Origin of the sequence: Mycobacterium sp. MS1601 (genome assembly GCF_001984215.1) — a bacterium.
Taxonomy (GTDB): domain Bacteria; phylum Actinomycetota; class Actinomycetes; order Mycobacteriales; family Mycobacteriaceae; genus Mycobacterium.
Window position 1 is genome coordinate 4130105 of the sequence record NZ_CP019420.1, and the last position, 21675, is coordinate 4151779.

A 21675-nucleotide genomic window follows, 5' to 3' on the forward strand; every position below is an offset into this window, starting at 1 on the left:
ACTCGTACCAGCGCACCTATGATGCGCTGCAACCGATTTGGTGATGGTGACGCCACGGCTGGCGAGATCGCGATGGCGGAGGCCAGCATGACCTGCTGCTCGGTCACCAGTACCGCAGGAGCGGCGCGAGGCGGCGGTGTGAGCGTTCCCCCGCTGCCGTCTTCTCTCAATTCTTCTGGAACAACCCTCATTTCATCCCCCCGGATGAATCACACGCCGAGACGTCCGGCGATGGCTTCACACTAGACGCGGTGGCACCGGGCGACGCGAGTAGCGCGCTACCTGGATCAGCATTCGGGGGTGTGAAGTCCCTCGGGTAGTTCGTCGACCACACACGCACCCGCCGTCGACTCGGTACACGCCACACCCTCGCCGGCGGCGCGCAGCAGCAGGTTGTACAGCGTCGTGTGTTCGTCGTCGTCCAGCACGCCGAGGACCTGGCGCTCGACGTCGCGCAGGACACCCTCGATTGCCGTGAGACGCTGGGTGCCCGCCTGAGTGAGCACCACCGTGTGTCTACGTCGGTCCTGCGTGGAGCGTCTGCGTTCGATGAGGCCGTCGGCCTCGAGCTCATTGAGCAGTCCCACGACGTTGGTGGGATCGATTCGCAACAGGGTGGCCAACTCCGACTGCGGGCGTTCGCCGAAGTCGCGTAACAGCGTCAGAGTCAGGACATGCCGGGGACGCAGCCCGAAGCGTTCGACTTCGGATTCGGACACCGCTCGCATGCGGCGGACCAGGTGTTCCATCAATGGGCCGACGAGTTGCCAGTTGGGCGACAGGATCGGCAGTTCGGACACCTGGCCCAGCCTAATGGCCGGGCACGCGAATACCTCGCCGTTTAACCTGGTATATATAGTTGGCACTACATAAACTATCTATAGGGAGTCATCCATGTCGAAGATGCTGCACATCGACACCTCCATCCAGGGTGCGCACTCCGTCAGTCGCCGCTTGACCGCCCGCGCGGCCGACCGCTGGCGTCAACTCAATCCGGACGGTCAGGTGACCTACCGCGACTTCGCAGCCGATCCCGTACCGCACCTCGACGCGGCGGGCGGACTGGCCGCAATGGTGCCGCCCGAGCAGCACACGCCCGCGCAGGCCCAGACCTATGCCCGCAGCATCGCGCTGATCGACGAGATCAAGCGGGCCGACACGGTGCTCCTCGGTCTTCCGCTGTACAACTTCGGCCCGCCCAGCACGGTCAAGGCCTGGGTCGACCATCTGATCGTGCCCGGGCTGGCGTTCGACCCCGCCACCCAGCAGGGTCTGCTGGGTGACACCGAGTTGGTGGTGCTCGCCGCCCGTGGCGGTGGCTACGGCACCGGCACCCCGCGGGAGGGCTGGGATCACGCCGAAGCGTGGCTGCCACACGGGCTGGACATGACCGGGCTGAAGCCGACGTTCATCACCGCGGAGTTGACCATGGCCAACGTCAATCCGGCGATGGCCGACCTGCGTCCGCTGGCAGCCAAGAGCTTGGCCGCCGCCGAGGCTGCGATCGACGAACTGTGGGAGACGGCGCGCGTGGTGGCATGACACTCTTGAGTGCGTCCACCGAGAGGGGCCGATCACGAGCGCCAAGATCCACGACGTCACTCTGCGTCAGTTGCGGTACTTCGCCGTGCTCGGGCCGAACTCAACTATCGGCGGGCCGCCGAGAAGCTGTACATCACCCAGCCGGCGCTCTCGACGGCCATCAAACAGCTCGAGCACCAGTTCGGGGTGCAGCTGTTCACCCGCAACACCCGTGAGGTGGCGCTGACCGATCTCGGTGCGGCGTGGCTGCCACAGGTCCAGCAGGCACTCGGCGGGGTGGACGCCGTGATGGAGAACCTGGTGACCCTCTCGGGCACCCGCCAAGGTCGGTTGCGGTTCGGCTACCTGATCGGCACCGGCGCAGACCTGTTGTTCCGGATCGTGCGGCATTTCGAATCGGCCTACCCGGATGTGGCTGTCGAGCCCATCGAGTTCGACTTCTCCGACCCCACCGCGGGACTGGCCGACGGCTCGGCGGATGTCGCACTGATCCGTCCACCGGTGGACCTTCCCGAGCACCGGATGCTCATCCTGGATTCCGAATCGTGGGTGGCGTGTCTGCCCCGCGATCACCGGCTGGCGGACAGGGACGAACTGGTGATCGCCGAGCTGCTCGACGACCCGATCGTGTGCGCGCCACTGACTGCGGGTAGCTGGCGCGACTACTGGATGGCGATGGACGCGCGGGGCAACCGGCCACCCACCATTGCCGCCGTCGCCGCCACCTACGAGGCGGAGACGACATCGATTGCCCGGGGGTTGGGAATCAGCTTCACCACGTCGTCGGTGGCGCGTTTCTATGACCGCCCCGGCATCGTTTACGTGCCGATAACCGACCGGCCGCCGTGCCACACCGCGCTGGCGTGGCACCCGGCGCAGCTGTCACCGCAGTCGGACGCCCTGATCAGATACGTCCAGGACCAGTGGAATTTCGGCGACGGCGAAGATGTCCCGGTGCCGGCCACACTCCAGTGATAAACGCGGGTTATCAGTAGATCAAAAGATGGAACTTCCGGTTACGAAGAGGTGGCGCTTTTCTAGTCATCAGTCGTTTTCTGACATCACCTGACCTGGAGTGATCATGACCGATGCCATAGCGTCACCAACTCATTCGCGCGACAGCCTCGGCGCCGAGGATGCCAAGCTCGCCGAACTGGGCTACACCCAAAAGCTCGACCGCTCGGTCGGCACCCTAGCGTCGTTCGCCATCGGTTTCGCGACCATCAGCGCCACGACGGCCGTTTTCACCGGATTCGGCGCGGGCTACTTCACCGCAGGCGCACCGTTCGTGTGGACGCTGCTGCTGGCCGGGGCGGTGTTCGCGCTGTGGACGTTCATCGCCGCCGACCTGACCGCCAAGCTGCCGCTGGCCGGCTACTCCTACCAGTGGATCAGCCGGATCAACGGGCCCAACCTGGCCTGGTTCACCGGCTTCATCGCCCTGATGGGCTGGGTCTGCGGTATGACCGGGGTCGGGTTCATCCTGTCCGGCTACCTCGGTGGACTCATGGGCTGGACCATGACGCAGACCACCCAGATCCTGCTGGCCATCGCCGTGGTGTTCGTCTGCGTGCTGATCAACATCTACGGCGTCCGCTTTGCGACCATGGTCAACAACATCGGCGTCAGCCTGGAGCTGGTGATCACCGTCGGCGCCACCGCCCTGATCGCCGTCATCGCGTTCTCCGCGCCCGAGAACCACCAGCCGATCTCGACGTTGTTCACCGGCGGGGAGTCCGGCGACAAGGACTCCTACATGCTGGCCTGGTTGGCCGCCGCCCTGGGCCCGTTCTTCGGCCTGATCGGCGTCGAGTCCGGTGCCGACGTCGCCGAGGAGACCAAGAACGCTCGCCGCGTGGTCCCCAAGACGATGTTCTACGCGCTGATCACCTCGATCGTCATCGAGTTCCTGATGTATGTCGTGTATGTGCTGGCCATCAAGGATCCCGTTGCGGTGGAGGCCAATTCGGCCGCTCCCATCGAGGAGATCATCACCCAGCAGGCCGGTCCCGTCGTCACCAAGATCGTCGTGGCCATCGCGCTGACCAACATCTTGGCCTGCCTGCTGGCCAACATCCTGGTGGCCACGCGGCTGACCTACTCCATGGCCCGCGACAACATGCTGCCGTTCTCCCACGTGTGGCGCCACGTCTCGTCGAAGAGCAAGGCGCCGACATACGCCGTCCTCGGATTGGGCTGCCTGTCAACACTTCTGCTGCTCTCGGCGCTGGTCAACGAGAAGGCGTTCAACTACATCATCGGCATCGCGTCGCTGCTGTTCTTCTTCGTCTACATCCTGCAGACCATCGGCCTTCTGGTCGGCTACCGCAGGGGCACCATCCCCGCACCCGAACCCGGCACCTTCGACCTCGGCAGGTTCAGGCTGCCGCTGTACGTCACCGCCCTGGTGGTGTTCCTCGGTGTGGCCGTTGCGCTGCTGTTCCTGCCGCAGTTCACCACCAACAAGTGGGTCTTCCTCGGCATCGTCGTTCTCGCCGCCATCTGGTGGGCCACCGGTCTCAAGGCGCGTCTGAGCAAGGGCGACGCCGGCGCCGATTACGCCAAGTCCCACGGTCTGTAATCCCGGGTCCTTTCGCTCCTATCCTCCGAATATCTGAAACCGTAAGGAATCTCAACATGAGTGCAGGCACTTCCAACCTCGTCGCCGTCGAACCCGGAGCCATCCGCGAGGACACTCCTGCAGGCTCGGTGATCCAGTACAGCGACTACGAACTCGATTACTCCAGCCCGTTCGCCGGTGGTGTCGCCTGGATCGAAGGGGAGTTCCTCCCGGCCGAGGATGCCAAGATCTCCATCTTCGACACCGGGTTCGGCCACTCCGATCTGACCTACACGGTGGCACATGTCTGGCACGGCAACATCTTCCGGCTGGGTGACCATCTCGACCGGCTGCTCGACGGGGCCCGCAAATTGCGCCTGGATGCCGGCTACACCAAGGACGAGCTGGCCGACATCACCAAGCAGTGTGTCAGCATGTCGCAGCTTCGCGAGTCCTTCGTGAACCTGACCGTCACCCGCGGCTACGGAAAGAAGAAGGGCGAGAAGGACCTCACGAAACTCACCCACCAGGTCTACATCTACGCCATCCCGTACCTGTGGGCCTTCCCGCCGGCCGAACAGATCTTCGGCACCACCGCCGTGGTCCCACGTCACGTTCGCCGCGCCGGGCGCAACACCGTCGACCCCACCATCAAGAACTACCAGTGGGGGGACCTCACCGCCGCCAGCTTCGAGGCCAAGGACCGGGGCGCGCGCACCGCGATCCTGATGGACTCCGACAACTGCGTCGCCGAGGGACCCGGCTTCAACGTCTGCATCGTCAAGGACGGCAAGCTGGCATCGCCGTCACGAAATGCGTTGCCGGGCATCACCCGTAAGACGGTGTTCGAGCTTGCCGATCAGATGGGCATCGAGGCGACACTGCGTGACGTCACCAGCTACGAGCTCTACGACGCCGACGAGATCATGGCCGTCACCACTGCCGGCGGCGTCACCCCGATCAATACCCTCGACGGTGAGAAGATCGGCACCGGTGAACCGGGACCGGTGACGGTTGCGATCCGGGACCGCTTCTGGGCGTTGATGGATGAACCGTCGGACCTGATCGAAGCCATCCAGTACTGACCAGGGCTACCGCCCCGGTGGTTTGAGCACGGTCATTGCCGCGCGCATCACCGGGGCGGGCAGCTTGTCCTTCGCGGCCAGTGCCGCGTTGGCCACGCGGGTGCGCGCCGGTGTGCCGCGGCCGAACCAGCGGTTCAGCGGGCCACCTGTGGGCTCGAGGTCGACGTGCAGCGGCGGGGCGCCGTCGCCGGCGCCCAGAGCGTGGGAGATGACGATCCGCTGGATTTCGCTGGTGCCCTCGAAGATGGTGTACAGCTTGGCATCTCGATACCACTTTGCCACGGGGTGATCGGTGATGTACCCCCAGCCGCCCATGGTCTGGATGGCTTGCTCGGTGGTGGCCACCGCCACCTCGCTGGCGGCCAGCTTCGACATCGAGCCCTCGCCCCGTTCGAACGGGACTCCGGTGGCGGCCATCCAGGATGCCCGCCAGGTCAGCAGCCGGGCGGCGTCAATCCGGGTGGCCAGGTCGGCGAGCGGGAACGCGATGCCCTGGTTGTTGATGATGGGCGCGCCGAACGCGACCCGGCGGTTGGCATACTCGGTGACGTATTCCAGTGCGGCCCTGGCGATTCCGAGCGCCTGGGCGGCGACCATGGGCCTGGTCTGCTCGAACGTGCCCAGCGTGGCCGACCCCGAATGCCTGCCGCCCTCGACCACCTCGCGGGCTTTCGCCAGCTTGTGCTCCAGCTTGTCGGCGCCACCGAGCAGGTTCTCGGCGGGCACCCGGACGCCCTCGAACGTCAGCTCCGCGGTGTGTGAGGCCCGGCAGCCCAGTTTGTCCAGCTTGCGCACCATGGTCAGACCCGGTGTGCCGCCGGGGACGATGAACAGCGCCTGGCCGCGGTGGCCGAGTTCCTGGTCGACGACGGCATTGACCACGTGCACATCGGCGATCCCGCCATTGCCGATCCACATCTTGTGGCCGTCGATCACCCAGTCGGTACCGTCGCGCCGGGCGGTGGTACGCAGATTGCGGACATCGCTGCCACCCTCGGGTTCGGAGATGGCAAGCGCGGCCAGCTTCAGATCGCCCGGACTGCCGAAGCATTCCGGTGCCCAGTGCAGCATCTGCTCGGGTGTGGCGGCCTGACCGATGGCTGACAGGGCCAGCGCGGGCATCACGATCGCCAGGCCGATGCCGGCGCACCCCCAGAAGATCTCCTCCATGAACATCGGCAGCGAGAGACCGGTCGGGTCGCCGATCAGGTCCCGGTAGAACAGCGGACTGTAGAAGCCCTGCGCTGCGGCCTCCTCGAGGACCGGCCAGGGGAATTCCTGGCGTTGGTCGTACTCGGCAGCCACCGGGCGGATGACCGTCTCGGCGAACAGGTGCGCCCGGCGCGCCAGATCGTGCTGGGCCGCCGTCGGTGTCAGGTTGAAACCCACGTTGGCGGTTACCCGTTTTTGGGCAGCCGCCGCGGGTATTTGCGCTGTATGCCGAAAACCACCAGAGACGGCAGCGCGAAAAACAGCGAACTACCCAGCACGCTGCAGAAGTCCGACGCCAAAGCGCAACGCACCTTCGCCAAGGCCTACGACTCCGCCGCCGAGCAGTACGACGGTGACCAGGAGCGGGCTCACCGCGTCGCGTATGACGCGCTGAAGCACTCCTACGAGAAGGTGGGTGATCACTGGGAGGCCAAAGAGGAGAAGGGGCCGTCCGATGAGCTGGCCGAAAGCGGTGGCCCCAACGCCTCGGGGGAGAGCGCCGAGGGCGTCGACGCCAACGCCTCGAAGAAGCACTTGGCCGAGGTGGCGCGCAGGCTGGATATCAGCGGACGGTCGACGATGACCAAGGACGAGTTGGTGGCTGCCATTCAGAAGGCCAATCGCCGCATCTCGGCGCGCAGCCGCTAGCCCCTCTCAGGGCGCCGGCTGCCGACCCTCGCGTGGGTCGTCGAAGAACTCGAGCAGGTATCTGCTTTCGTCGATGTCGCCGATGGTCCGGCGGGCCTTGCGACGGGTGATGAGGATGGCGGTGCCCGCGACGATCCAGATGACGTACTGCACCGTCCACGCCATCCGGAACGACTCGAACGAGTAGCCGCCGGCGGCGTCCATGATCATCCCCATCGACTGCATCACCAGCAGCGACGCCAGGAACCCGCCCATGTTGACGATGCCCTGCGCGGTCCCGAGCGTCGTTGCGGGATTGAAGGTGCGGGCGAAGTCGAAGCCGACCATCGAGCCGGGACCGCCGACGGAGATGACGACGACCAGGACCACCAGCAGCCACAGCGGCGCCGCCGACGGTAACGCCAGGACGATGGTCCACATCAGCGCGTTGCTGACGATGATGCCGAGCACCACGTTGGAGCGCCGGTGCGGGTTGCGTCCGGAGAAGATTCCGATCAGCACACCGGCGGCGACGGAGGCCATGACGGAAACGGTCAGCAACATCCCGGCGGTGCCGCGGGACACTCCCTGGGCGGTGGTCAGATAGGGCACCCCCCACATCAACGCGAAGACGGTCACCGAGAACTGGGTGCCCATGTGGGTGAAGAACCCGAGTCGGGTACCGGGCCGCAGCCACGTGACCTTGAGCCGCCCCAACGTCTCGCGCGCGCCGGCCGACTTGACCGGCACCGCGGAGCCGGTGGGAGTGTTCTTCACCAGTGCGAGAACCAGCACGATGCCCAACACCCCGAACGCCGATGCGGACAGATACGCGATCTGCCAACCCGCCCCGGCCAGCAGCGCCAGGAAGGGCAGGGCGGAAAGCACTTGGCCGAACTGGCCGCAGAAGCCCGTGAGCTGCGTGACGAGTGGAATCCGGCGTTCCGTGAACCAGAACGGCACCAGTCGCAGCACCGAGATGAAGGTGAATGCGTCGCCGAGTCCGACGATCGCTCGGGCTGCCACCGCCAACGGCAGTGACTCGGTGAAGGCGAGCGTCAACTGTCCTGCCGCCATCAAGGATCCGCCGGCAACGATCATCGCGCGGGAGCCGAACCGGTCGAGCAGCAGGCCCGCAGGAACCTGCGCCAGGGCGTAAACGATCACCTGTAGGACGACGAAGGTCGACAACACCGCCGGGGGAGCGTGGAACCGGTCAGCCGCCTCGAGGCCGGAGACGCCGAGAGTGGTGCGGTCGAGGACGGCGACGATGTATGCCAAAAGCCCGGTTGACCACACGACCCAGGCACGCAATGTCGCTCCCTCCTCAGGCGTTGATGGTCCCTCAACCAGGGAGTCATCTCGAAATCGGCTACGTGTGAGTTCACTCGCACCGGGAGTGTGCGAAGTCCGCTGCGCTATTTGACGCCTTGGCTGAATTTGAACGTCGGCGCGGAAGAGGATCAGCTGAAACGAGGGAATCGGCTGATCACTGACGCTGGCGGCAGTTAAATTGAATTCCGACGAGATTGCCGCGAATGTTTGCTCATGGGCTGTGCTCGGGTACCATTTCGCCATGGAGCGTGTGACGGACCCTTCGTCCATCTTGCAGGACTGACCCCGGTGACCCAGTACCGCATTTCAGAGCTGGCCCGGGTTTCCGGCGTCAATGAGCGCAATATCCGCGCCTACCGTGAGCGCGGACTTCTGGATCCGCCCGCTCGGGTCGGGCGGATGGCCATCTACAACGACGTGCATCTGGCCCAGTTACGGGTGATCGATCAGCTCCTGAGCAGGGGCTTCACCTCGTCGCACATCTGCGACTTCTTCGCTGCCGTGCGATCGGGTCACGACCTGGCTGACGTCCTCGGCCTCCATGACGCCCTGGCGGTCGACGACGGTGTGGCGCACGTGCAGATGGTGCCTTTCGACGTCGACGTCACCGGTGCGGAAGCACGCCGCATGGTTGCCACCGGACTGGCCTGCACCATCGGCGGAAAGCTCATGCTCAGCGACCCCGAGCTGGTGCGGATCGTCTTGCGGGCGCGGGATCGGTCGCAGTACCTGGCCGTCCTGGTCGAGGTGTTCGCGTCCTCGCAGCCGGGGGTGGCCGCGGCGGCCGAGGATGTCGACTCGTTGTTGGATGCGCTGGGAGAGCTCAAGGCGGGAATCTCGGCGCAGGAACCCCTCGATTCGGGTCGGGTGTTGCAGGACTACCGAGAGTTGGCGGCCATCGTGATGGCCCGCCAGGTGGACGAAGCCGTGCGTCGACCGCTGATGCGCTCGACGGCCTGAGTTTTCGGCCCCGCGGGCAACAGGTAAGTTACGCAGCGCCGCGGGCCCGTCCGCGAGGTTCGCTGGGGCGTCCGGCCAGCAAACTTTTCTGCGGACAGCGAAATTGCGTTTCCTTGACAGCTGTCATTTCGTCTGCTGTGCGGTCAAGCCTGTCATCGCGCGCGCCTCGGAAGAACCTTTGATAACGATTCGGTAACAAAACTGCTGTGAACAGCGCAGTTATGGCTACTCGACCGTAACCACCTGCATGCAGGACGTTTGTCCTCCAACGTCAGCGCGGTCGTTCAGCGCCGTGTTACCGACGGAATGGTTACCAGCGCGTAGAACTCGCCAGTAACCATATTGCGCACAAAAATGGCCCTAGCTCTTATGACACTCTTAGTGCAGTCGGTGCCGTCGTCCGCCACCCGTCACGAGGAGTTGAGTGCGCGTTTGCAGTGCCCGCAGAAGCCGGGCCCGAGCCGCAGCGATTCGACTGGGTTCGACAAACGACGGGCAGGTCGACGGAGACCACCGAACTGACACCTTCGCAGGGCAGCGCAGGTCTGGGACGTAACCACGAGTGGCGTTCGGTCTCGAGGACCGAATCTCGCTCAGCAGAAGTTATCTAGGAGACAAACAGGTGACGATCTTCGAGCACGACAGAATTGCCAACAGCTCCACCGCGTCCAATGGAAACACCGCGTCCCATGGCAACGCTGCCGCGCACTCGTCGTCACACGCTCTGGTGGACCGGCTCACCGACGGTGAGCCCTATGCGGTCGCTTTCGGCGGTCAGGGCAGTGCCTGGTTGGACACCCTGGAGGAGCTGGTCTCGTCCGCCGGCATCGAATCCGAGCTCGCGACGCTGGCCGGGGAAGCCGACCTGCTGCTCGAGCCCGTCGCGCGCGAGCTCGTCGTGGTCCGCCCGATCGGCTTCGAGCCCCTGCGCTGGGTACGTGCGCTGGCCGCCGAGGAACCGGTGCCCACCGCCAAGCAACTGACCTCCGCCGCCGTCTCGGTGCCCGGCGTCCTGCTGACCCAGATCGCCGCTGTGCGCGCGCTGGCGCGCCAGGGCATGGATGTGGCCGCCAACCCGCCCGTCGCCGTCGCAGGGCACTCGCAGGGCGTTCTCGCCGTCGAGGCGCTCAAGGCCGGCGGCAGCCAGGATGTCCAGCTGCTGGCCCTGGCCCAGCTGATCGGCGCCGCAGGCACCCTCGTCGCCCGTCGTCGTGGCATCTCGATCCTGGGCGACCGCCCGCCGATGGTCTCGGTCACCAACGCCGACCCCGAGCGCATCTACGAACTGCTCGAGGAGTTCGCTCAGGACGTCCGCACGGTGCTGCCGCCGGTGCTGTCCATCCGCAACGGCCGCCGCTCGGTGGTCATCACCGGCACCCCCGAACAGCTGTCCCGCTTCGAGCTGTACTGCGAGCAGATCGCCGAGAAGGAAGAAGCCGAGCGCAAGAACAAGCTGCGTGGCGGTGCGGTGTTCAAGCCCGTCTTCGAACCCGTCCAGGTCGAGGTCGGCTTCCACTCGCCGCGACTGTCCGACGGCGTCGAACTCGTCGCCGAATGGGCCGAGAAGGTGGGCCTGGACGTCGCGCAGGCCCGCGCCATGACCGAGGCCATCCTGGTCAGCCAGGTGGACTGGGTCGAGGAGATCTCTGCACTCAACGACGCGGGTGCCAAGTGGATCCTGGACCTCGGTCCGGGCGACATCCTGACCCGCCTGACCGCCCCGGTGATCCGCGGCCTCGGTATCGGTATCGTCCCCGCCGCCACCCGTGGCGGCCAGCGCAACCTGTTCACCATCGGTGCCGTGCCCGAGGTGGCCCGCCCGTGGACCAGCTACGCCCCGCAGGTCGTCACCCTGCCCGACGGCTCGGTGAAGCTGTCCACCAAGTTCACCCGCCTGACCGGACGCTCGCCCATCCTGCTTGCCGGCATGACGCCGACCACTGTCGACGCCAAGATCGTCGCCGCGGCGGCCAACGCCGGGCACTGGGCGGAGCTTGCCGGTGGCGGCCAGGTCACCGAGCAGATCTTCAGCGACCGTGTCGACGAGCTGACCACCCTGCTCGAGCCGGGCCGCGCCATCCAGTTCAACTCGCTGTTCCTCGACCCCTACCTGTGGAAGCTCCAGGTGGGCGCCAAGCGCCTGGTGCAGCGCGCCCGCCAGTCCGGTGCCCCGATCGACGGCCTGGTGGTCACCGCCGGCATCCCGGATCTGGAAGAGGCCGTCGAGCTCATCGAGGAACTCAACGGCGTCGGCATCAGCCACGTCGTCTTCAAGCCCGGCACCGTCGAGCAGATCCGTTCGGTCATCCGGATTGCCGCCGAGGTGCCCACCCGGCCCGTCATCGTCCACATCGAAGGCGGCCGCGCCGGCGGTCACCACTCGTGGGAAGACCTCGACGACCTGCTGCTGGCCACCTACTCCGAGGTGCGCAGCCGCTCCAACATCACCGTCTGCGTGGGCGGCGGCATCGGCACTCCCGAGCGGGCTGCCGAGTACCTCTCCGGCCGGTGGTCGCGTGCCTACGGCTTCCCGCTGATGCCGGTCGACGGCATCCTGGTCGGCACCGCCGCGATGGCCACCCTCGAGGCCACCACCAGCCCCCAGGTCAAGCAGCTGCTGGTCGACACCACCGGTACCGATCACTGGGTCGGTGCCGGAAAAGCTCAGGGCGGCATGGCATCCGGGCGCAGCCAGCTGGGCGCCGACATCCACGAGATCGACAACGCCGCTTCGCGCTGCGGCCGCCTGCTCGACGAGGTTGCCGGGGACGCCGACGCCGTGGCCGAGCGTCGTGACGAGATCATCGCCGCGATGGCCAACACCGCCAAGCCCTACTTCGGTGACGTCGCCTCCATGACCTACGAGCAGTGGCTGCGCCGCTACGTCGAGCTGGCCATCGGTGACGGCGATTCCACCGCCGACACCAAGAAGGACGGCTCGCCGTGGCTGGACGTCAGCTGGCGTGACCGGTTCACCGAGATGCTGCAGCGCGCCGAGGCCCGCCTCGATGTCGCCGACTTCGGACCGATCGAAACCCTCTACGGCGCAACCGAATCCGGCGAGGCTCTGCTGGAGAGCCCGGACCAGGCCATCGCCGCACTGCTCGAGCGTCATCCCGATGCCGCCACGGTCAAGTTGCATCCGGCCGACGTGCCGTTCTTCACCAGCCTGTGCAAGACGCTGGGCAAGCCGGTCAACTTCGTGCCGGTGATCGACAAGGACGTGCGCCGGTGGTGGCGCAGCGACTCACTGTGGCAGGCCCACGACGCGCGTTACTCGGCCGACCAGGTGTGCATCATTCCGGGCACTCAGGCCGTCGCCGGCATCACCCGTGTCGACGAGCCGGTGGGTGAGCTGCTCGACCGCTTCGAGCAGGCCGCCATCGACGAGACCCTGGCTTCCGGCGCTCAGCCCACGCCGGTGTTGTCCCGGCTGCACAACGTTTCCAGCGCACTGGCTTTGGTGCTGGATGCCCCCGACGTACTGTGGGCGGGCCGCACCGCGACCAACCCCGTGCACCGCATCGCCGACCCCGCCGAGTGGCAGGTGCACGACGGCTCGGCCATTCACCATGCCACCGGAGCCCGCCTCGAATCGACCGGTGAGAAGGTCAACCTGAGCGTGCCGTTGTCGGGCACCTGGATCGAGATCGCCTTCACCCTGCCGTCGTCCACCGTGGACGGGGGCGCCCCCGTGGTGTCCACCGACGACGCTGCCACCGCCATGCGCGCGGTGCTGGCCATCGCCGCCGGCGTGGACGGCCCGGACGCCCTGCCGGTTCCGGTGGACGGCACCACCACCGTCACCGTCGAATGGGATCCCGAGCGCGTCGCCGACCACACCGGTGTCACCGCCACCTTCGGTTCACCGCTGGCGCCGACGCTGACAGTGGTGCCCGACGCGCTCGTGGGTCGCTGCTGGCCTGCGGTGTTCGCCGCCATCGGTACCGCCGTCACCGATAGCGGGTTCCCGGTGATCGAGGGTCTGCTGAGCCTGGTACACCTGGACCACGCCGCGCAACTGGTTGCGCCGTTGCCCACTGACAAGGCTGAATTGACCGTCGCCGCAACAGCTTCGGCGGCATACGACACCGAGGTCGGCCGAGTGGTCCCGGTGTCGGTTGCCGTGACCTCTGCCGACGGCACCGTGCTCGCCACCCTGGAGGAGCGCTTTGCCATCCGTGGCCGCACCGGCCCGGCCGAGCTCAGCGACCCGCTGCGCGCCGGTGGTGCGGTGTCGGACAACGAGACCGACACCCCCCGTCGTCGCCGTCGTGACATCACCTTGACCGCGCCGGTGGACATGCGTCCGTTCGCGGTGGTCTCCGGTGACCACAACCCCATCCACACCGACCAGGCAGCCGCACTGCTGGCCGGCCTGGAATCGCCCATCGTGCACGGCATGTGGCTCTCGGCCGCTGCCCAGCACGTCGTCACCGCCACCGACGGCAAGCCCGTTCCGCCGGCCAAGCTGCTCGGCTGGACCGCCCGCTTCCTCGGCATGGTCAAACCCGGCGACGAGGTGGACTTCCGTGTCGACCGCGTGGGTGTCGATCTCGGTGGCGAGGTGCTCGAGATCGCCGCCCGCATCGGCTCCGATCTGGTGATGTCGGCGACGGCGCGGCTGGCCGCGCCCAAGACCGTCTACGCCTTCCCCGGACAGGGCATCCAGTCCAAGGGCATGGGCATGGACGTGCGCGCCCGCTCCAAGGCAGCCCGCAAGATCTGGGACAAGGCAGACAAGTTCACCCGCGAAACCCTCGGTTTCTCTGTGCTGCACGTGGTTCGGGACAACCCGACCAGCCTGATCGCCTCGGGTGTGCACTACCAGCATCCCGAAGGTGTGCTGTACCTGACGCAGTTCACCCAGGTGGCCATGGCCACCGTGGCTGCGGCGCAGGTCGCCGAGATGCGCGAGCAGGGCGCCTTTGTCGAGGGAGCCATCGCGTGCGGGCACTCCGTCGGCGAGTACACCGCGCTGGCCTGTGTGTCCGGTGTCTACGAACTCGAAGCGCTGCTCGAGGTCGTGTTCCACCGCGGCTCCAAGATGCACGACATCGTGCCGCGTGACGCCCAGGGCCGGTCCAACTACCGCCTGGCCGCCATCCGCCCGTCGCAGATCGACCTCGACGACGCCGACGTCACGGCCTTCGTCGACGGAATCGCCGCGCAGACAGGCGAATTCCTGCAGATCGTGAACTACAACCTGCGTGGCTCGCAGTACGCCATCGCGGGCACGGTGCGCGGGCTGGAGGCCCTGGAGGAAGAGATCGAGCGTCGCCGCGAGATCTCCGGCGGTAAGCGGTCCTTCATCCTGGTTCCCGGTATCGACGTGCCGTTCCACAGCTCCGTGCTGCGGGTCGGCGTCGACGACTTCCGCCGGGCCCTGGAGCGCGTGATGCCAGGGGACAAGGACCCGGCGCTGATCGTCGGGCGCTACATCCCGAACCTGGTGCCACGGCCGTTCACCCTGGACCGCGACTTCATCCAGGAGATCCGTGACCTGGTGCCCGCCGAGCCGCTCGACGAGATCCTGGCCGACTACGACACCTGGCGTAACGAGCGCCCGGCGGAGCTGTGCCGCAAGATCGTCATCGAGCTGCTGGCCTGGCAGTTCGCCAGCCCGGTGCGCTGGATCGAGACCCAGGATCTGCTGTTCATCGAAGAGGCCGCGGGTGGTCTCGGGGTCGAGCGTTTCGTGGAGATCGGTGTGAAGAACGCGCCGACCGTCGCAGGCCTGGCCACCAACACCCTGAAGCTGCCCGAATACGCCCACAGCACAGTGGAAGTGCTCAACGCCGAGCGCGATGCCGCGGTGCTGTTCGCCAACGACACCGATCCCGAACCGGAGCCCGAGGTCGACGAGGCTCCTGCCGCGCCTTCCGCCGAAGCGGCCCCCGCGGCTGCTGCTGCCCCGGTTGCTGCGCCGGCAGCGCCGTCGGGCGGACCGCGCCCCGACGACATCACCTTCGATGCGGCGGATGCCACCGTCGCCCTCATCGGCCTGTCGGCCAAGATGCGGCTGGACCAGATCGAGGCGCTGGACTCCATCGAGTCCATCACCGACGGTGCGTCCTCGCGACGCAACCAGTTGCTGGTGGACCTGGGTTCCGAGCTGAACCTCGGTGCCATCGACGGTGCGGCCGAAGCGGATCTGGCCGCGCTCAAGGGCCAGGTGTCCAAGCTGGCCCGTACCTACAAGCCGTTCGGCCCGGTGCTCTCCGACGCCATCAACGACCAGCTGCGTACGGTCCTCGGCCCCTCGGGTAAGCGACCTGCCTACATCACCGAACGGGTCACCAAGACCTGGGAACTCGGCCCCGGCTGGGCCAAGCACGTCACCGTCGAGGTGGCGCTGGGCACCCGCGAGGGTTCCAGCGTCCGCGGTGGTTCGCTCGGAGGTCTGCACGACGGCGCACTGGCCGATGCCGCAGCCGTGGACAAGGCCATCGATGCCGCGGTCACCGCGGTCGGTGCCCGCAAGGGCATCCCGGTGTCCCTGCCGTCGGCGGGCGGTGCCGGTGGTGGCGGAGTCGTCGACTCGGCGGCCCTCGGTGAATTCGCCGAGAAGGTCACCGGTCCCGACGGCGTGCTGGCTTCGGCTGCCCGCCTGGTGCTCGGCCAGCTGGGACTCGACGTCCCGGTGACCGCACCGGCCGGCGCCTCCGATGCCGAGCTGATCGACCTGGTGACAACCGAACTCGGCTCGGATTGGCCGCGTCTGGTGGCACCGTCGTTCGACTCCAAGAAGGCCGTGCTGCTCGACGACCGGTGGGCCAGTGCCCGCGAGGATCTGGTGAAGCTGTGGCTGACCGACGAGAACGAGATCGACGCCGAGTGGGCGCGCCTCTCGGAGCGCTTCGAAGGGGCCGGACATGTGGTCGCCACTCAGGCCACCTGGTGGCAGGGCAAGGCGCTGGCGTCCGGCAAGCAGATTCACGCCACGCTGTTCGGGCGCATCGCCGCGGGTGCTGAAAACCCAGGAAACGGACGATATTCCGACGAGATCGCCGTGGTGACGGGTGCCTCGAAGGGCTCGATCGCCGCTGGAGTGGTGGCGCAGCTGCTCGACGGTGGTGCCACCGTCATCGCCACCACCTCCAAGCTCGATGACAGCCGGCTGGCGTTCTACAAGGACCTCTACCGCGACAACGCCCGCTGGGGCGCCAAGCTGTGGGTGCTGCCCGCCAACATGGCCAGCTACTCCGATATCGACGCCCTGGTGTCATGGGTCGGTAGCGAGCAGACCGAAAGCCTTGGGCCGCAGTCGATCCACCTCAAGGACGCCCAGACCCCGACGCTGCTGTTCCCCTTCGCAGCGCCGCGGGTGGCCGGTGACCTCTCGGAGGCCGGCTCGCGCTCGGAGATGGAGATGAAGGTGCTGCTGTGGGCCGTGCAACGGCTCATCGGCGGGCTGTCGGCCATCGGCGCCGAGCGGGACATCGCCTCCCGCCTGCACGTCGTGCTCCCGGGCTCGCCCAACCGCGGCATGTTCGGTGGCGACGGAGCCTACGGCGAGTCCAAGGCCGCCATGGACGCGCTGGTGAACCGGTGGAGCGCCGAAACGTCCTGGGCGCAGCGGGTCAGCCTCGCACACGCCCTGATCGGCTGGACCAAGGGCACCGGCCTGATGGGTCACAACGACGCCATTGTCGGTGCGGTCGAGGAAGCGGGCGTCACCACCTACACCAACCGGGAAATGGCAGCGATGCTGCTGGATCTGTGCACCCCGGACGCCAAGGTGTCGGCGGCGTCGGCGCCCATCAAGGTGGACCTGACCGGTGGTCTCGGCGACATCAAGCTGGACATGGCCGAGCTGGCCGCCAAGGCGCGGGAAGAGATGACCGCCGACAGTGCTGCTGCCGAGGAGGATTCGCTCGACGGCACCATCTCGGCGCTGCCGTCTCCGCCGCGGCCGCACGTCCCGGCGCCCCCGCCGGAGTGGGCACCGCTGGACGTCGACCCCGCCGACCTGGTGGTCATCGTCAGCGGTGCAGAACTCGGCCCGTACGGCTCGTCGCGCACCCGCTTCGAGATGGAGGTCGACGGCGAGCTGTCGGCGGCCGGCGTGCTCGAACTGGCCTGGACCACCGGTCTGATCAAGTGGGAGGACGACCCGAAGCCGGGTTGGTACGACACCGCCAGCGGTGACCTGGTGCCCGAGACCGAACTGGTCGAGCGCTACCACGATGCCGTCGTCGAGCGTTGCGGCATCCGCGAATTCGTGGACGACGGAGCCATCGATCCCGATCACGCCTCACCGCTGCTGGTGTCGGTGTTCCTGGACAAGGACTTCAGCTTCGTGGTCTCCAGCGAAGCTGACGCCCGCGCGTTCGTGGACTTCGATCCCGAGCACACGGTGGTGCGCCCGGTCCCGGACTCCAGCGACTGGCAGGTGATCCGCAAGGCGGGCACCGAGATCCGCGTTCCGCGCAAGACCAAGCTGTCGCGGACCGTCGGCGCGCAGATCCCCACTGGTTGGGATCCCACGGTGTGGGGCATCACGCCCGACATGGCCAACTCGATCGACCGGGTGGCACTGTGGAACATCGTCGCGACCGTCGATGCGTTCCTGTCCGCCGGCTTCAGCCCGGCCGAGCTGATGCGCTGGGTGCACCCCAGCCTGGTGGCCAGCACGCAGGGCACCGGCATGGGTGGCATGACCTCGATGCAGACCATGTACCACGGCAACCTGCTGGGCCGGAACAAGCCGAACGACATCCTGCAGGAAGTGCTGCCGAACGTCGTTGCCGCGCACGTCATCCAGTCGTACGTGGGTAGCTACGGCGCGATGATCCACCCGGTGGGCGCCTGTGCCACCGCGGCGGTGTCGGTGGAAGAGGGCGTCGACAAGATCAAGCTCGGCAAGGCCGAACTGGTGGTCGCCGGCGGCTTCGACGACCTGACCCTGGAAGCCATCATCGGCTTCGGTGACATGGCGGCCACCGCCGACACCGAGATGATGCGCGCCAAGGGCATCAGCGACTCGAAGTTCTCCCGCGCCAACGACCGTCGTCGTCTGGGCTTCCTGGAGGCCCAGGGCGGCGGCACCATCCTGCTGGCGCGCGGTTCGCTGGCGCTGAAGATGGGTCTGCCGGTGCTGGCGGTGGTCGGGTACGCGCAGAGCTTCGCCGACGGCGTGCACACCTCGATCCCGGCTCCGGGTCTGGGTGCCCTGGGCGCGGGCCGGGGTGGCAAGGACTCGCTGCTGTCGCGGTCGCTGGCCAAGCTGGGGGTGGGTGCCGACGACATCTCGGTGATCTACAAGCACGACACCTCGACGCTGGCCAACGATCCCAACGAGACCGAGCTGCATGAGCGTCTCGCCGACGCGATGGGCCGTTCCGACGGCGCCCCGCTGTTCATCGTCAGCCAGAAGACGCTGACCGGCCACGCCAAGGGCGGTGCCGCGGTGTTCCAGATGATGGGCCTGTGCCAGGTGCTGCGCGACGGCGTGATCCCGCCGAACCGCAGCCTGGATTGTGTCGACGACGAGCTGGCCACCTCCGGGCACTTCGTGTGGCCGCGGGAGGCCCTGCACCTGGGGGAGAAGTTCCCGCTCAAGGCCGGTCTGGTGACCAGCCTCGGGTTCGGACACGTGTCGGGTCTGATCGCGCTGGTGCATCCGGCGGCGTTCCTGGCGACGCTCTCGGACGAGGAGCGGGAGACCTACCTCGCCCAAGCACAGGAGCGCACCCTGGCCGGCAAGCGCCGGTTGGCCTCGGCCATCGCCGGTGGCCGCCCGATGTACGAGCGTCCTGCTGACCGTCGCTTCGATCACGACGTGGCCGAGAAGCCTCAGGAAGCTGCGATGCTGCTGAATCCGGCCTCGCGACTGGGCGATGACGACATCTACATCAGGTGATGTGGAGCATCGGATAGGGTTGCGCGCGTGGCGATAGTCGGAGTCGGTATCGATGTGGTGTCCATTCCGGAGTTCGCCGAGCAGGTAGATCAGCCCGGCACGATGTTCGCCGAGACGTTCACGCCGGGGGAGCGCCGCGACGCCGCCGACAAGAGTTCGGTGGCGGCGCGGCACCTGGCGGCCCGGTGGGCGGCGAAAGAAGCCGTGATCAAGGCGTGGTCCGGATCGCGGTTCTCCCAGCGGCCGGTGCTCCCGGAGGCCATCCACCGCGACATCGAGGTGGTGACCGACATGTGGGGCCGACCCAAGGTGCGGCTCACCGGTTCCATCGCCGAGCACCTGGCCGATGTCACCATTCACGTGTCGCTGACGCACGAGGGTGACACCGCGGCGGCCGTCGCCATCCTCGAAACTCCCTAGTTTCGGCTCGCACGGTCCAGTTCCGACTCGCACGGTGACGAGTGCGGTCCGTCCCGGCTCGTTGGCACGCTGTGCGAGCGCGGTCCGTCCCGGCTCGTTGGCACAGCCAGTCACTCCGTGGCGAGAACTCGCCCGGAATGCCGCCCAGGAGTGACTCCCTGTGCAATGGGAGGGCTGTGGAGGCGGGGGCTAACCTCGTGGGCATGACTGATCTCGTCACCCGTGTCGCCGAAGTCCTGCCGTCGGTCCGCAAGGATCTCGAGGATCTCGTGCGCATCCAGTCGGTGTGGGCCGACCCCGGCCGTCGTGATGAGGTGCACCGCAGCGCGCAGATGGTCGCCGACCTCTTCACCGGCGTCGGCTTCGACGACGTCCGCATCGTCAGTGAAGGCGGTGCTCCGGCCGTCATCGCTCGCCATCCCGCACCCGAGGGAGCGCCCACCGTCCTGCTGTACGCCCATCACGATGTGCAGCCCGAAGGTGACCCCGCGCAGTGGCATTCGGCGCCATTCGAACCGGAGGAGCGCGACGGCCGCCTCTACGGCCGTGGCACTGCCGACGACAAGGCCGGTATCGCAACACATCTGGCGGCCATGCGGGCTTTTGGCGGCAAGCCGCCGGTGGGCGTCACCGTGTTCGTCGAAGGTGAAGAAGAATCCGGCTCACCCTCGCTGAGCGCCTTGCTGGCCAAGCACAAGGACCTGCTGGCCGCTGACGTCATCATCATCGCCGACTCCGACAACTGGAGCACCGAGATCCCGTCGCTCACGGTGTCGCTGCGTGGTCTGGCCGACTGCGTGGTGGAGGTCGAAACCCTGGACCACGGACTGCATTCCGGCATGTGGGGTGGTGTTGTCCCGGACGCGATCTCGGCATTGGTGCGACTGCTCGCCAGCCTGCACGACGACGAGGGCAACGTCGCGGTCAAGGGTCTGCACGAGGGTAGCGCGAGCGATGTGGACTACACACCGGAACGGGTACGTGAGGACACCGGTGTGCTGGACGGTGTCACCGAGATCGGCTCGGGCTCGGTGCCACAGCGGCTGTGGGCCAAGCCGGCGATCACCGTGATCGGCATCGACACCACATCCATCGCGGCGTCGTCGAACACGCTGATCCCGAAGGCCCGCGCCAAGGTGAGCATGCGGGTGGCCCCCGGTGCGGATGCCGCCGCGCAGTTCGAGTTGCTGCGCACACACCTCGAGGAGAACGCCCCGTGGGGCGCCAAGGTCACCGTCACCCCCGGCGACATCGGGCAGCCGTACGCCATCGACGCCAGCGGCCCGGTGTACGACGCCGCCCGCGCGGCGTTCAAGCAGGCGTGGGGCGTCGACGCCGTGGACACCGGGGTAGGCGGATCCATCCCGTTCATCGCCGAGTTCGCCGCCGCGTTCCCGGCCGCCACCATTCTGGTGACCGGCGTCGAGGACCCGAACACCCAGGCGCACAGCATCAACGAGAGCCTGCACCTCGGTGTGCTGGAGCGGGCGGCGACGTCCGAGGCGCTGCTGCTCGAGGCGCTACGGCCCTAGACAGGCCGACGGGGCGCTCAGGGACTAGACCGACAGGTCCCGACGCAGCTTGGCGACATGTCCGGTGGCCTTGACGTTGTACTGGGCCACTTCGATGTTGCCCTTCTCATCCACCACGAACGTGGAGCGGATGACGCCCTGGACGGTCTTGCCGTACATCTTCTTCTCGCCGAACGCTCCCCAGGCCGTCAACACCTTCTTGTCGGGGTCCGACAGCAGGGGGAACGTCAGCTCTTCGTTGTCCCGGAACTTGGCGAGCTTCTCCGGCTTGTCCGGTGAGATACCGATGACGTCAAGGCCGGCGCCGTTGAGCTCGCCGAGGCTGTCGCGGAAGTCGCAGGCCTGCTTGGTGCATCCCGGGGTGGACGCGGCGGGGTAGAAGTACACGATGACCTTGCGACCCTTGAAGTCCGCCAGCTTGACGGTGTTGCCGTCGGCGTCGGGCAGGCTGAAGGCGGGGGCTTTGTCGCCCACCTGGAGGCGAGGGGTTTCGGACACGTGGAGCTCCTCACGGCGGTGTCAGTAGAACGTGCGGGA

The 21675-nt window shown here is 67.0% G+C and carries 13 protein-coding genes; 9 read left to right on the plus strand and 4 right to left on the minus strand.

Annotated features, from left to right (window positions below; translation table 11 throughout):
• Positions 1–287: 287 nt before the first annotated feature.
• Positions 288–800, minus strand: a complete 513-nt coding sequence (locus tag BVC93_RS20090) for a MarR family winged helix-turn-helix transcriptional regulator (protein ID WP_083739009.1) — start codon at positions 798–800, stop codon at positions 288–290.
• Between the two features lie 94 nt (positions 801–894).
• Between BVC93_RS20090 and BVC93_RS20095 the strand changes: the two genes are divergently transcribed.
• The 4 genes from BVC93_RS20095 (at position 895) to BVC93_RS20110 (ending at position 5187) form a co-directional block, all read left to right on the plus strand.
• Entirely contained in the window at positions 895–1542 is a 648-nt protein-coding gene (locus tag BVC93_RS20095) for an FMN-dependent NADH-azoreductase (protein WP_083739010.1), read from the plus strand.
• A 9-nt stretch (positions 1543–1551) separates the two neighbouring features.
• Positions 1552–2517, plus strand: coding sequence for a LysR family transcriptional regulator (locus BVC93_RS20100; protein ID WP_236950036.1), 966 nt, complete (start codon positions 1552–1554; stop codon positions 2515–2517).
• A gap of 106 nt (positions 2518–2623) precedes the next feature.
• Positions 2624–4123: an APC family permease gene (locus BVC93_RS20105; protein ID WP_083741185.1), complete on the plus strand. Its 1500-nt coding sequence runs from the start codon at positions 2624–2626 to the stop codon at positions 4121–4123.
• 56 nt (positions 4124–4179) lie between these two features.
• Entirely contained in the window at positions 4180–5187 is a 1008-nt protein-coding gene (locus BVC93_RS20110) for an aminotransferase class IV (protein WP_083739011.1), read from the plus strand.
• A gap of 6 nt (positions 5188–5193) precedes the next feature.
• On the opposite strand, the gene BVC93_RS20115 is transcribed toward BVC93_RS20110, so the two are convergent.
• Positions 5194–6576: an acyl-CoA dehydrogenase family protein gene (locus BVC93_RS20115; RefSeq protein WP_083739012.1), complete on the minus strand. Its 1383-nt coding sequence runs from the start codon at positions 6574–6576 to the stop codon at positions 5194–5196.
• Between the two features lie 48 nt (positions 6577–6624).
• Here BVC93_RS20115 and BVC93_RS20120 point away from each other — a divergent pair, with 48 nt between their 5' ends.
• The gene (locus BVC93_RS20120) at positions 6625–7047 is read left to right on the plus strand and encodes a ChaB family protein (protein ID WP_083739013.1); all 423 of its coding nucleotides are present in this window, start codon (positions 6625–6627) and stop codon (positions 7045–7047) included.
• A 6-nt stretch (positions 7048–7053) separates the two neighbouring features.
• Here the strand turns inward: BVC93_RS20120 and BVC93_RS20125 are convergent, their stop codons facing one another.
• The gene (locus BVC93_RS20125) at positions 7054–8340 is read right to left on the minus strand and encodes an MFS transporter (RefSeq protein ID WP_083739014.1); all 1287 of its coding nucleotides are present in this window, start codon (positions 8338–8340) and stop codon (positions 7054–7056) included.
• Between the two features lie 309 nt (positions 8341–8649).
• Here BVC93_RS20125 and BVC93_RS20130 point away from each other — a divergent pair, with 309 nt between their 5' ends.
• The 4 genes from BVC93_RS20130 (at position 8650) to BVC93_RS20145 (ending at position 21138) form a co-directional block, all read left to right on the plus strand.
• Positions 8650–9321, plus strand: coding sequence for a MerR family transcriptional regulator (locus BVC93_RS20130; protein WP_192860046.1), 672 nt, complete (start codon positions 8650–8652; stop codon positions 9319–9321).
• A gap of 622 nt (positions 9322–9943) precedes the next feature.
• Positions 9944–19186, plus strand: coding sequence for a type I polyketide synthase (locus BVC93_RS20135; protein ID WP_083741186.1), 9243 nt, complete (start codon positions 9944–9946; stop codon positions 19184–19186).
• A gap of 27 nt (positions 19187–19213) precedes the next feature.
• Positions 19214–19606, plus strand: coding sequence for a holo-ACP synthase AcpS (gene acpS, locus BVC93_RS20140; protein ID WP_068918065.1), 393 nt, complete (start codon positions 19214–19216; stop codon positions 19604–19606).
• 203 nt (positions 19607–19809) lie between these two features.
• Positions 19810–21138, plus strand: a complete 1329-nt coding sequence (locus tag BVC93_RS20145) for a dipeptidase (protein WP_083739016.1) — start codon at positions 19810–19812, stop codon at positions 21136–21138.
• Positions 21139–21162: 24 nt separating this feature from the next.
• On the opposite strand, the gene bcp is transcribed toward BVC93_RS20145, so the two are convergent.
• The gene (gene bcp / locus BVC93_RS20150; protein WP_083739017.1) at positions 21163–21636 is read right to left on the minus strand and encodes a thioredoxin-dependent thiol peroxidase; all 474 of its coding nucleotides are present in this window, start codon (positions 21634–21636) and stop codon (positions 21163–21165) included.
• Positions 21637–21675: the final 39 nt, after the last annotated feature.